At 68.5% G+C, this 12,971-nt stretch carries 9 protein-coding genes and 2 pseudogenes; 5 read left to right on the top strand and 6 right to left on the bottom strand.

The window, feature by feature from the left end:
• Positions 1 to 31 precede the first annotated feature (31 nt).
• The 4 genes and pseudogenes from NF20_RS08270 to NF20_RS08255 all read left to right on the top strand — a co-directional run bounded on the left by NF20_RS08270 (position 32) and on the right by NF20_RS08255 (position 4,383).
• Positions 32 to 385, top strand: a complete 354-nt coding sequence (locus tag NF20_RS08270; protein ID WP_033711487.1) for a DUF2752 domain-containing protein — start codon at positions 32 to 34, stop codon at positions 383 to 385.
• 66 nt (positions 386 to 451) lie between these two features.
• A pseudogene (pyk, locus tag NF20_RS08265) lies at positions 452 to 1,869 on the top strand (pyruvate kinase).
• Between the two features lie 72 nt (positions 1,870 to 1,941).
• Positions 1,942 to 2,844, top strand: coding sequence for an acyl-CoA thioesterase II (locus tag NF20_RS08260; RefSeq protein ID WP_033711489.1), 903 nt, complete (start codon positions 1,942 to 1,944; stop codon positions 2,842 to 2,844).
• A 141-nt stretch (positions 2,845 to 2,985) separates the two neighbouring features.
• The gene (locus tag NF20_RS08255) at positions 2,986 to 4,383 is read left to right on the top strand and encodes a bifunctional lysylphosphatidylglycerol flippase/synthetase MprF (protein ID WP_033711490.1); all 1,398 of its coding nucleotides are present in this window, start codon (positions 2,986 to 2,988) and stop codon (positions 4,381 to 4,383) included.
• Here NF20_RS08255 and cydC read toward each other — a convergent pair.
• From cydC to NF20_RS08225, 6 genes and pseudogenes are all read right to left on the bottom strand, one after another.
• Positions 4,296 to 6,072, bottom strand: a pseudogene (gene cydC / locus NF20_RS08250) (thiol reductant ABC exporter subunit CydC). The gene NF20_RS08255 and the pseudogene cydC overlap by 88 nt on opposite strands.
• Positions 6,059 to 7,657 carry a thiol reductant ABC exporter subunit CydD gene (gene cydD / locus NF20_RS08245; protein WP_033711526.1) on the bottom strand — a complete coding sequence of 533 codons (1,599 nt, stop codon included), beginning with the start codon at positions 7,655 to 7,657 and terminating at the stop codon, positions 6,059 to 6,061. Before cydD ends, cydC begins: the two are co-directional and overlap by 14 nt.
• Positions 7,658 to 7,743: 86 nt before the next feature.
• Positions 7,744 to 8,784 carry a cytochrome d ubiquinol oxidase subunit II gene (gene cydB, locus NF20_RS08240; RefSeq protein ID WP_003877743.1) on the bottom strand — a complete coding sequence of 347 codons (1,041 nt, stop codon included), beginning with the start codon at positions 8,782 to 8,784 and terminating at the stop codon, positions 7,744 to 7,746.
• A 33-nt stretch (positions 8,785 to 8,817) separates the two neighbouring features.
• A complete protein-coding gene (locus tag NF20_RS08235; RefSeq protein ID WP_019732275.1) occupies positions 8,818 to 10,290 on the bottom strand; it encodes a cytochrome ubiquinol oxidase subunit I in 1,473 nt (490 codons plus the stop codon).
• Between the two features lie 86 nt (positions 10,291 to 10,376).
• Entirely contained in the window at positions 10,377 to 10,970 is a 594-nt protein-coding gene (locus NF20_RS08230) for an HdeD family acid-resistance protein (protein ID WP_010949157.1), read from the bottom strand.
• A gap of 27 nt (positions 10,971 to 10,997) precedes the next feature.
• Entirely contained in the window at positions 10,998 to 12,329 is a 1,332-nt protein-coding gene (locus NF20_RS08225; RefSeq protein WP_019732274.1) for an adenylate/guanylate cyclase domain-containing protein, read from the bottom strand.
• Positions 12,330 to 12,478: 149 nt separating this feature from the next.
• Here NF20_RS08225 and NF20_RS27135 point away from each other — a divergent pair, with 149 nt between their 5' ends.
• Positions 12,479 to 12,724: a hypothetical protein gene (locus tag NF20_RS27135; protein WP_080555747.1), complete on the top strand. Its 246-nt coding sequence runs from the start codon at positions 12,479 to 12,481 to the stop codon at positions 12,722 to 12,724.
• The last annotated feature ends 247 nt before the right edge of the window (positions 12,725 to 12,971 follow it).

Below are 12,971 nucleotides of genomic sequence, written 5' to 3'. Positions count from 1 at the left end.
TCATCGCCGCCACGTCGCGGCCGGGACGGCCGTGGCACTCAGCGGCGCGCTCGGCTACATCGGGCTGGCCGACCCGCACGATCCGGCGTCGATCTACCCGCCGTGTCCGTTCAAATGGCTCACCGGCTGGAATTGCCCGTTCTGCGGCGGCCTGCGTATGACACACGACCTGCTGCACGGCGAGCTATGGGCCGCCGTCCACGACAACGTCTTCCTGCTGGCCGCCGTCCCGACGCTGGCCGCGTTCCTGCTGATTCGGCGCGCCCGCGGCCGGCGATCGCTGCCCGCGGCGGCGGTGCCGGCGGTCGTCGTCGCCACCCTGGTGTGGACAGTGCTGCGTAACCTGCCCGCCTTCCCCCTGTTTCCGACTGTTCTCGGTGGGTAACAGCACACTGCGCGCCGTGCGTTATGTGCGGGCCGGGACGCGGGCACACGACTATGCTGGGTCGGCGTGAGTAGACGCGGGAAGATCGTCTGCACCCTTGGCCCGGCGACCAATTCGGACGAGTTGATTTTGGCGCTGGTCGAGGCCGGAATGGACGTCGCCCGACTGAACTTCAGCCACGGCGACTACGCCGACCACAAAGCCGCCTACGAACGGGTGCGGGTGGCCTCCGACGCCACCGGCCGCGCCGTCGGCGTGCTCGCCGATCTGCAGGGCCCCAAGATCCGCCTGGGGCGCTTTGCCACCGGGCCCACCTACTGGGCCGACGGCGAAACGGTCCGCATCACCGTCGCCGACTGCGAAGGCAGCCACGACCGGGTGTCGACCACCTACAAACAACTGGCCCAGGACGCCGCGGTCGGGGACCGGGTCCTGGTCGACGACGGCAAGGTCGGCCTGGTGGTCGACGGCATCGAGGGCGACGACGTCATCTGCACCGTGGTCGAGGGCGGCCCGGTCAGCAACAACAAGGGCATCTCGCTGCCGGGCATGAACGTCTCCGCACCGGCCTTGTCCGACAAGGACATCGAGGACCTCACCTTCGCGCTCCAGCTGGGCGTCGACCTGGTCGCGCTGTCCTTCGTGCGTTCGCCCTCCGACGTCGAGCTGGTGCACGAGGTGATGGACCGCGTCGGCCGGCGGGTGCCCGTGATCGCCAAACTGGAAAAGCCGGAGGCCGTCGACAACCTGGAAGCCATCGTGCTGGCCTTCGACGCCATCATGGTGGCCCGCGGCGACCTCGGTGTCGAACTTCCCCTGGAAGAGGTTCCGCTGGTGCAGAAGCGGGCCATCCAGATGGCCCGGGAAAACGCCAAACCCGTCATCGTGGCAACCCAGATGCTCGATTCGATGATCGAGAACTCACGGCCGACCCGGGCCGAGGCCTCCGACGTCGCCAACGCCGTGCTGGACGGCGCCGACGCCGTGATGCTGTCCGGGGAGACCTCGGTGGGCAAATACCCGCTGGCGGCCGTGCGGACCATGGCGCGCATCATCTGCGCGGTCGAGGACAACTCCACGGCCGCCCGCCGCTCACCCACGTGCCCCGCACCAAACGCGGGGTGATCTCGTATGCGGCCCGCGACATCGGCGAACGCCTGGACGCCAAGGCGCTGGTCGCGTTCACCCAGTCCGGCGACACCGTCAAGCGGCTGGCGCGGCTGCACACCCCGCTGCCACTGCTGGCCTTCACGGCATGGCCGGAGGTGCGCAGCCAGCTGGCCATGACCTGGGGCACCGAGACGTTCATCGTGCCGATGATGACCTCCACCGACGGCATGATCCGCCAGGTGGACAAGTCGCTGCTGGAACTCGGTCGGTACCGGCGTGGTGACCTGGTGGTGATCGTCGCCGGCGCGCCACCTGGCACAGTAGGGTCAACCAACCTGATCCACGTGCACCGGATCGGCGAGGACGACGTCTAGCCCGCCCGGCGACGACACGGGCCGCTGCGCGGCCTGAGAAACGGGCGGGCGCATCGAACCAGAGGAGAACTCGTGCCAGCCGGCGCTGAATCCCAGGAGCCGAACACCACGGCCGACTTCGAGGAGCTGCTGGCGACGCTGGACCTCCGGCGCGTCGCCGACGATCTGTTCGTCGGATCGCATCCCAGCAAGAATCCGATGCGAACGTTCGGCGGACAGCTCATGTCGCAGTCGTTTGTGGCCAGCAGCCGCAGCCTGATTCGCGACGACCTGCCCCCCAGCGCGCTCTCGGTGCATTTCATCAACGGCGGCGACACCGGCAAGGATATCGAATACCGCGTCACCCGGCTGCGCGACGAGCGGCGGTTCGCCAACCGCCGCGTCGACGCGGTGCAGGACGGCACGCTGCTGTCCTCGGCACTGATCTCCTACATGGCCGGTGGCCGCGGACTCGAGCACGGCGTCGACCCGCCACGGGTGGCCGACCCGGAGACCCAACCCACGATCGGCGAACTGCTGCGCGGCTACGAAGAGACCGTGCCGCACTTCGTCAACGCGCTGCAGCCCATCGAATGGCGCTACACCAACGACCCGGCGTGGGTGATGCGGACGAAAGGGGAGCGGCTGCCCCACAATCGGGTCTGGGTCAAGGCGCTGGGCAAGCTTCCCGACGACCCGGTCCTGCACACCGCGACCATGGTGTACTCCTCGGACACCACGGTGCTGGACTCCGTCATCACCACGCACGGTCTTTCCTGGGGATTCGACCGCATTTTCGCCGCCTCGGCCAACCATTCCATCTGGTTTCACCGTCAGGTCGACTTCAGCGACTGGGTGCTGTACTCCACGTCGTCGCCGGTGGCCGCGGATTCGCGCGGGCTGGGCACCGGGCATTTCTTCGACCGGTCCGGGCAACCGCTGGCCACCGTCGTGCAGGAGGGTGTGCTGAAATACTTTCCCTCCGCCCGCCGGTAAACCGTTACGCAAAAGCTGCAGGATATCGGCCCGAAACCGGCCGATACGAGCCGGCTCGGGCGTAATTTTGACGGTGCCGGGTATTCGGTGCAGAGGCGGCGCACAGCCGCCCGGCTGTTGTCAGCGCATCGGGAGGTGAGGGTGAACGGGCCGGTGGTGGACGTCGCAACCAAACCGCGCGCGGGGGAACGCGTTGTGGTTTCCGCCGATTCGCGGGCGGCCCGGCTGATCGGAGCCCTGGCACTGTTCTGCGCGGCGTGCTGGTTGATCCAGATCCTCGTGCACCACCACAGCAATCCGAGTTGGCACTACGCCGATCGGCTGGCCTGGTCGCTGACCGTCCTGGTCGCCGTGGCCTGGATCGCGCGCGGGATCTTCCTGGGCCGGCCGGTGACGACGATGCACGCCGCCGTCGCCGCCTTTTTCGTGCTGGCGGGGCTGGGGCTGCACGTGTTGTCCTTCGACCTGCTGGGCGACGTGCTGATCGCCGGCTCGGGAACGGTGTTGATGTGGCCGACGTCGTCGCACCCGCGGCCCGCCGACCTGCCGCGAATATGGGAGCTGATCAACGCCACCCGCGACGACGCGCTGGCGCCGTTCACCATGCAGACCGGCAAGAGCTACCACTTCAGCGCCGACGGCAGCGCCGCGCTGGCCTACCGGACGCGGCTGGGGATCGCGGTGGTCAGCGGGGACCCGATCGGCGACGAGGCCCACTTCCCGGAACTGGTCGCCGATTTCGCCGCCACCTGCCACGCCCACGGATGGCGCATCGCCGTGGTGGGCTGCAGCGAGCGGCGCCTCGAGTTGTGGAAGGACTCGGCGGTCCTGGGACAAACGTTGCGGCCCATACCGATCGGGCGCGACGTGGTCGTCGACGTGAGCAGCTTCGACATGGTCGGCCGCAAGTTCCGCAACCTGCGTCAGGCCGTCAAACGCACCCACAACTGCGGCGTCACAACCGAAATCGTCGCCGAGCAGGAACTCAGCGACGAGCTGCTGGCCGAGCTGACCGAGGTGGTGCGGGAGTCGTCCAAGGGGGCCCACGCCGATCGCGGCTTCCACATGAACCTCGACGGGGTGCTCGAAGGGCGGTTCCCCGGAATCTTGTTGATCATAGCCAGGGACGCGACGGGCAAGGTGCAGGCGTTTCACCGCTACGCCACCGCCGGCGGCGGCAGCGACATCACCCTCGACGTGCCGTGGCGGCGCCGCGGCGCCCCCAACGGACTCGACGAGCGGCTCAGCGTCGACATTGTCATGGCCGGCAAAGACCGTGGGGCGCAACGGGTATCGCTGGCCTTCGCCGCGTTCCCGGAGATCTTCGAGGACAAGAACCGCGGCTGGACCCGGCGCATCTTCTACCGGTTGACCCACGTGCTCGACCCGTTGATCGCGCTGGAGTCGCTGTACCGGTACGTGCGCAAGTGGCATGCACTGGACGGGCGGCGCTACGCGGTGATCTCCATGACCCAGATCGTCCCGCTGCTGTTCGTGCTGTTGTCGCTGGAATTCCTGCCGCGCCGCCGGCACCTGTAGGCATCGCTAGCCGGCGGCCGGGCCCCGATCGACGCGAAGTTCGCGACAGCCGATTCCCTCCGGCAGGTGATGGGTGGCCACCACCACGGTGCGCGGCGGGGACAGCAGCCGCGAATCCGGCGCCAGCAGGTCGCGCAGCAGCCGCTCGGCGTCGCCGGCGTCGAGGTGCTCGGTGGGCTCGTCGAGCAGCACGATGCGGGCGGGGGAGATCACCGCGCGGGCCAGCAACAGCCTGCGCCGCTGGCCCGCCGAAATCGCCTGCGCGCCACCGGTCAACACCGTGGACAGGCCGTCGGGCAACCCGGCCAGCCAGTCGCCCAGCCCGACCGCCCCCAGCGCGTCGGTCAGTTCGTCGTCGGGGCAGTCGCCGCGGGCCACCAGCAGGTTGTCCCGGACGGTGGTGGCGAAGACATGCGCGTCCTCGGCGAAAAAGACGATGGCCCTTGCTAACTCGCGTTCATCGAGCTCGCTCAACGCGACGCCGTCCAGCACCACCTGTCCCTGCAGCGGCGGCAGCAGACCGGCCAGCGTCATCAGCAGCGTCGTCTTTCCGCAGCCGCTGGCGCCGGTGACGGCCAGCCGCGCCCCCGGCGGCAGGTCCAGCGTCACGCGGGACTCGCGGGCCGCGCCGTCGTGACCGGACTGGATGTCGGCGGTCAGCCGGCCCGGGCCCGTCGGCCGGGGTGCGGACCCGGCCGGCCGCGGGGGTTCTGTCGCGGTGAGCTCGAGCAGGCGGCGCGCGGCGATCCGTGACCGGGTCAACTGGACGGCGGCGGCCGGCAGCGGCGTCATCGCCTCGAATGCGGACAGCGGCAGCAACATCAGGACCGCCAGGGTGGTGGGCGCGACGGCGTGCGCCATGCCGATGGCGGCCACCACCGCGCCCAGCACGCTGGCCCCGATCGCCGCGGTGGGCATCGCCTCGGCCACGGCGGCCGGCTTGCCCGCCGCGTCCAGGGCGGCGCCCCACGCCCGTTGGCGGCGTTGCGATTCGGCGATGACGTCGGGCAGCAGACCGGCGATGCGCAGCTCGGGGGCGTGTTCGAGCGCCAGCATCGCCGCGCTGTCGCGCTGCGAATGCTGTTGGCGCGCAATGTCTTCCTGAGTCGCGGCGGCCCGGCCCGCCAGGCGGGGCGCGACGAAGCCGGCGACCAGCAGGCAGATCGCCAATGCCCCGCCCGCCGCCGGTGAGATCGCGGCGACGACCGCGGTCGCCGCCACCGCCAGCACCGCCGCCACACCCATCGGCACCAGTGCGCGCACCAGCACGTTGGCCAGTTCGTCGACATCGGCGCCCACCCGGGCCACCAGCTCGCCGCTGTGCAGCCGGACGGCGGCCGCCGCGCCGCCGCGCGTCAGCCGCTGGTATACCGCCACCCGCGCGGCGCCGGCCGCCCGCAGGGCCGTGTCGTGGGTGACCAGTCGCTCGCAGTAGTGCAGCACGCCGCGGGAGATCGCGAACATCCGCACCGCGACCGCGGCGACGGACAGGTCCAGCACCGGCGGCATCTGCCAGGCGCGGGTGATCAGCCACGCGGACACCCCGGCCAACGCCAGCGCGCTGCCCAGCGACAGCACCCCCAGCATGATCGCCGCGGCGAGGCGCGGCAGCCGGGGCGACAGCAGGCCCGCGGCCGCCAGCAGCGGCCTGCCGCTGGAGGCGGACGCGAACGAATCAGGCCGCGGCACAACGTGCTCCACGGTCGGCGGACACCGCGACCACCCGGTCGCCGATGGCCAGGACCGGCTCGCGGTGCCCCACCACGACGACGGTGGCGCCGGCGCGGGCCCGTTCGACGACAGCCCGCAACACGCGTTCTTCGGTGCCCGCGTCCAGGTGCGCGGTCGGCTCGTCGAGCAGCAGCACGGCGGCCCGCGATCCGAGCGCGCGGGCAAGGCCCAGCCGCTGCCGCTGACCCAGGGACAGGCCGACTCCGCCGCGGCCCAGCAGGGTGGCGCCCGCATCGGGCAGCTCGGCCAGCACAGTGTCGAAACCCGCGATGGCACAGGCGGTTTCGATGTCGTCGAGTTCGCCGAACAGCCGCAGGTTGTCGTCGACGGTGCCCGGCACCAGCACCGGGCGCTGCGGCAGCCAGGACAACTGCGCCCACCACCCGCGCGGCGCCAGGTCGGCGACGTCGACACCGCGCACGGTGACCCGGCCCGACGACGGCGCCGTGATGCCGGCAATCGCCTGCAGCGTGGTGCTCTTGCCGGCGCCGTTGCGCCCGGTCAGCACGGTCACCGCGCCGGGTTCGATCACCGCGCTCAGGTCGCAGGGCGCCTGGCCGTCGCGACCCGCCACGCTGAGGTGTTCCAGACGGATCGGCGCGCCGCGGGCGGTGACGGTGCGGGTGCGAACCTTCGCGGCGCTCGGCCCGCCCGGCTCGCCGATGAGGGCGAACGCCGCGCCGGCGGCGGTTCTTCCGTCTTGAGCGGCATGGAATTCCACACCGATGCGGCGCAGCGGCCAGTACACGTCCGGCGCCAGCAGCAACACCGTCAAACCGGCGGCCAGTGTCATCTCGCCGAACACCAGACGCAGGCCGATGCCGACGGCGATCAGCGCCACCCCCAGCGTGGCCAGCAATTCCAGCACCAGCGCCGACAGGAAGGCGATCCGCAGCGTCGCCATCGCCGAGCGGCGGTGCGCGGCAGCGAGTTCGGCGATGCGCCGGTCGGGACCCGAGCTTCGTCCCAGCGCGCGCAGGGTGGGGATGCCGGCGATCAGGTCGAGCAGCCGAGCCTGCAGGGTGGTCATCGCGGCCAGCGCCGCCGCGGAGCGGTCACGGGTCGCCAGCCCGATCAGCACCATGAAGATCGGGATCAGCGGCAGCGTGATCGCCACGATCACGGTGGATTTCACGTCGTAGGCCGCGATCACCGCCACGGTGGCCGGGGTCAGGATGGCGGCCAGCATCAGCGTCGGCAGGTATCCGGTGAAGTAGGGCCGCAGCCCGTCCAGGCCGCGGGTGACCACCACCGCCGCTTCGTCGCGTTGCGCGGCCAACTCGGCGGGCGGGCGGGCGGTGACCGCGGCGAGCACCTGCCCGGACAGATCGGCGATCACCGCGCTGGCTCCCCGCTGCCCCAGCCGGGCCTGCAGCCAATGCGCCACCGCCCGGACGGCCCACAGCGCCAACAGGATTGACAGCGGCGCCGGCCAGGAGCGCATCCCGCCGGCGGAGGTATCGCCGACGACGCGCGCGACGATGCCGGCCAGCACAACGGCCGAGCCGATCGCGCAGCCCGAGATCAGCACCCCGCAGCCCACCGCCGCCACCAGGTAGCGGCGCACCGGCCTCGAGGACCGCCACAGTCTCGGGTCCAGCGGCGCCCGGCTGGTGCCGTGTTCACCGCTCAGGACGGGCGCCTTGTCAGCCCGACGGGCGCCGGGATCCGGTCGGCCGAAAGCCGTTGCCGGAACACCCAATACGTCCACGCCTGGTACACCACCGTCACCGGGGCCATGATCGCCGTTACCCACGTCATGACCTTGAGGGTGTAATGCGTCGAGGACGCGTTGTAGATGGTCAGGCTCCACCGGCTGTCCAGTGTGGACGGCACCAGGTTCGGATACAGCGCGCCGAAGAGCAGGATCACCACGGCGGCGACCACCAGCGCGAGGCAGGTGAACGCCCAGCCGTCGGACGCGCGCCGCCACACCAACAGCACCGCCGCCACTTGCGCCACCACCGCCACCGCGAGCACCAGCCAGGTCCAGTTCTTGCCGTAGCCGAGCTGGGTCCAAAGCCCAAAGCCCGCAACCAGTCCCGTCACCGGAAGCGAAAGCCAGACGGCGAAGCGGTAGGCGTCGTCGCGGATCGCACCGGACGTTTTCAACGCCACGAACACCGCCCCGTACAACAGGAACAGCCCGGCGGTGGCCAGGCCACCCAACAGCGTGTAGGGGTTGAGCACGTCGGTGACGGAGAGGTGGATGTGGCCGTCGGCGTCCACCGGCAGCCCGCGGACCAGGACGGCGAACGCCACCCCCCACAGCACCGCCGGCAGCCACGACCCGGCGGCGATGCCGAAATCGGCCCAGCCGCGCCACTTGGTGTCGTCGATCTTGCCGCGCCACTCGATCGCCACGGCGCGCAGGATCATCCCGAACAGGATCGCCAACAGTGGCAGGTACAGCGTGGAGAACACGGTGGCGTACCAGCCGGGAAAGGCCGCGAACATGGCCGCGCCGCCGACGATCAACCACACCTCGTTGCCGTCCCACACCGGGCCGATGGTGTTGAGTGCGGTGCGGCGCAACGGTTCTGGCTCACCGATTCCGACCCGGGCGAACGGTTCCATCAACATGCCCACCCCGAAGTCGAAGCCCTCCAGGATGAAGAAACCCAGGAACAGCATCCCGATGATGCCGAACCACACCTCTTGCAGTCCCATCGGTTCAGCTCCTTATGTGGTAGGTGTGCCCCGTCAGTAGGCGAAGGACAGCGGCGCCACCTCGTCATCGCTGGGTGCCCGCGGCGGAGCGGGTTCCGCGTCGTGTTCCAACGGACCCTCGACGGTGTAGCGCTTGAGCAGAAAGAACCAGACCACCGCCAGCACCGCGTAGACGAGGGTGAAGGTCACCAGCGACGTGATCACCATGCCGGGCACATGGTTGGACACGCCCTCGCGGACCGTCATCCGGACCGCCTGGTCGCCGGTCGGGTTCGGCACCACCACCCAGGGCTGGCGCCCCATTTCGGTGAACACCCACCCCGCGATGTTGGCCAGGAAGGGGGTGGGAATGGTCAGCAGCGCGAACCACGATATCCAGCGTTGCCGCGGTGTGCGCCCGCGGCGGGTCACCCACAGCACGGTCAGCGCGAACAACACCGGGATCGCCAGGAATCCGATCATCAGCCGGAACGACCAATAGGTGACGAACAGATTCGGCCGGTAGTCGTCGGGGCCGAAGCGCTGCTGGTACTGCTGCTGCAGCTCGTTCACCCCGCGCAGCGTCACGCCGCTGAACCGGCCCTCGGCCAGCCACGGCAGCACGTAGTGCACCTTGATCACTTCGGTGACGCTGCCGCAGTTGTTGTGGGTGCCGATGGTCAGCACCGAGAAGTCGGGGTCGGTTTGGGTGTGGCACAACGATTCTGCCGACGCCATCTTCATCGGCTGCTGGACGAACATCAGCTTGCCCTGGCGGTCACCGGTGAAGAACAGGGCGACGGTGGCCAGTAACACGACCCCGCAGCCCAGGATGGCCGCCGGACGAAACATGGTGCGGGCCTCGGTTTCCGCGGCGGGCGTGGTGGATCCGCCGGCGCGGGAGCGCACCATCCACCAGGCGCTGACGGCGGCGACGAAGGTGCCCGCCGTCAGCAACGCTCCGGTCACGGTGTGTGAAAACGCCGCCTGCGCAGTGTTGTTCGACAGCAGCGCGAAGATGTCGTCCAGCTCGGCACGCCGCGTCGCCGGGTTGTAGTGCGCGCCGACCGGATGCTGCATGAAGGAGTTCGCGGCGATGATGAAGAAGGCCGACGCGTTGACGCCGATGGCCACGATCCAGATGCACGCCAAGTGAATCAGCTTGGGCAGTCGGCCCCAGCCGAAGATCCACAGGCCGATGAAGGTGGATTCGAAAAAGAACGCGAACAGTCCCTCCATCGCCAGCGGCGCACCGAAGATGTCACCGACGAACCGCGAGTACTCGCTCCAGTTCATGCCGAACTGGAATTCCTGGACGATCCCGGTGGCCACGCCGATGGCGAAGTTGATCAGAAACAGCTTGCCGAAGAATTTGGTCAACCGGTACCAGGCGGTGTTCCCGGTGGCCACCCACGCCGTCTGCATGATGGCCAGCAGCGGGGCCAAACCGATGGTGAGCGGCACGAAGATGAAGTGGTAGACGGTGACAATACCGAACTGCCACCGCGAAATATCGACGACATTCATCCGTCATCTCCCGAACTGCGGAGGCCCGAACCAACGGCTACGACAGAGTGTAGTAGATAGGCCCGGGCCTCCGCTACCGGCCGGCCTCAGCCGGCGAGGGTCTTGGACGCCTTGCGGATGCCGAACGAGGAGATGATCTCGAACACCCCGATGACCACGAACCACGCGCCCACCACAATCGCCAGCGTGACAATGGATTCGAACGGCGAGGCCAGCACGACGATGCCGGCCAGCAGGCTGATCACCCCGAGGAAGATGTTCCAGCCCCGGCCCGGCAGGTTCGGGTCGCTGACCGCCGAGATCGTGGTGGCCACGCCGCGGAAGATGAACCCGATACCAATCCAGATGGCCAGCAGCAGAATTGCGTAGCCCTGGCCGAAATGGCGGAACGCCAGCAGCGCCAGAATCAGCGAGGCGGCGCCGCTGATGAACAACAGCACCCGGCTTCCCGCCGAAACATGCAGCGAGAAGGCGAATACCACCTGGGCGATACCGGTGATGAGCAGATAGACGCCGAAGGCGACTGCGGCGACCAGGATGGAGATTCCCGGCCACACCAGCACCAGGACACCGAGGGCAAGCGACAGAATTCCCGACAGCAGAGCGGATTTCCACAGATGCGGCAGCAAGCTTGGAACAGGGGAGCCAGGGGACATAGTCATGGCCGCAGTCTGGCACAAACGCTGGCCGTGGTACAGGGACTTTGGTCAGACGTGCGCGGTGTGTGGTTGCTCGGTAACCAGATCGGTGGGCGCCTCGGCCGGCTTGCGGCCGATCAGATACCAGGTGCGCATCACACCCTTGCCCTTGACCTCGATGCGGCCGCGTTCCTGCAGCACGAATTCGGGCGCGAGCCGCTCGTACATCGTCTCGGGTACCTGGATGCGGCCCACCGAGTCGGTGGATTCCATCCGTGACGCCACGTTGACCGCGTCGCCCCACACGTCGTAGAAGAACCGGCGCGAGCCCACCACACCCGCGACCACCGGTCCACAGGCCATCCCCACCCGCAGCGGCACCGGTCGGCCGTACGGATCCTTCAGTGCCGCAGCAACTTTGACCATGTCGAGGGCGAAGTCGGCGAGAGCGGCGGCGTGGTCCGGCCGGACCCGCGGCACGCCGCTGACCACCATGTAGGAGTCGCCGCTGACCTTGATCTTCTCCAGGCCGTGTTTGTCCACCAACTCGTCGAAGGCGATGTAGAGCCGGTTCAGGAACCGCACCAGGTCGGCCGGGGCGGTGCCGCTGGCGCGTTCGGTGAACCCGACGATATCGGCGAACAACACCGAGGCGTCGTCGTATTTGTCGGCGATGATGTCGCCGTCGGAGTGCTTCAGCCGCTCGGCGATGCTGCCCGGCAACATGTTGGCCAGCAGCGCTTCTGAGCGTTGGTACTCCGACTCCATCACCGCCTCGGCGCGCTGGGTGTCGCGCAGCGCGAACCACACCGCGACGAAGACCATGATGCAGGCCGAGACGATGGTCACCACGAAGGACATCGACTGCGCCCAGGCCGGCTGCAGCCCGGTGTCGCGGGGAAAGGCGAACTCGACGGCGATCACCAGCCCGGCACCGATCGCGGCCAGGACGGCCGCGAGCACGGTGTGTTCGATGCCCATCACCAGCAGCACCAGGCAGGCGCCCACCAGGAAGAAGTACTGCCCGCCCGATGCCGTGCCGACGTCCCAGCAGCTGACGAAGACGGTGACATAGGCCGCGCCGAGGAAGGTCAGCGGGGCGACCAGGTCACCGAACCGGTGCAGCCACGGGACGATCGCGAAAATCAACGCGGCGACGACGTTGAGCGAAACGATCTGCCAGGTCCACGCCCCGGTGACCACTTGCAGAAGGATGAAGTCGGCGCAGACCAACACGGCCAGCCACGCGGCAATGGCAAGTACCCGGGACTGGCGCGCGGCGCTGTCGGCGTAGTGCTGGTTGCGGGCACGCGACTGGGCCCGCGCCGCGGCCACACAGTCCGGGCGCTTCGACGAGCCGTTTGGCCATAGCGGTGCGGCACCACAACTCTTGGCCGCCACGCAGCAAGCCTAACCGCTGAGCAGGCAATCTTGTCGACTGTCGGACGAATATCGCCGTTTTCGCCCCCGTAAGTTTCCCAAGTCTGATACGACTTTCGTTATCGGGTTGTAATCGGGTTTGCGCGTCATTCGTTTGGGTTATCTGACACATGTTCGACGGCTGTGTCGGACGTGCGTTCGCCTCGACCAAGGGGTGCCTGATGGCGGGTCTAAAAAGATTCGTTTTTGCGTTAATCCTTGTTCTCACCGCGGTGCTGATGGGCGGCTGCAGCGCCGCGTGCGGTCAGCCGAGTTGGCTGCTTCGGGTGGCCGGCGATTCGATCGGCAACGATACGCCGGGGCTGAATGTGTCTGCGGCAAACCAGGTTTGCGTCACCGGTTCTATCGGCGGCTGACTCGGCTGCCCGTCTCGATCGGTGCCCACCACTGGGCTGCGACCGCGCTGTCGAGGGGTCTGCGCGCCAGCCCGGCCGGTGTTTTCGAGGGTCCCGGCGAAAGGATTTGATGAATTCATTTGTCGCGCCTCAGCTATTTCGCCGGAATGCGACGAATTCGAGCTTTTGGTGGCGCCAGGTTTAAAAATTGCGCTTATTTCATACCCATGGTCGGTATTTGGTCGATTTCGCAGACCGTGGGATCGGA

Origin of the sequence: Mycobacterium sp. MAC_080597_8934, from assembly GCF_000523975.1 — a bacterium.
Classification (GTDB): Bacteria; Actinomycetota; Actinomycetes; order Mycobacteriales; family Mycobacteriaceae; genus Mycobacterium; species Mycobacterium avium.
Note: the sequence above shows the minus strand (reverse complement) of the source record. Positions and strands in the feature narration are given on the sequence as shown.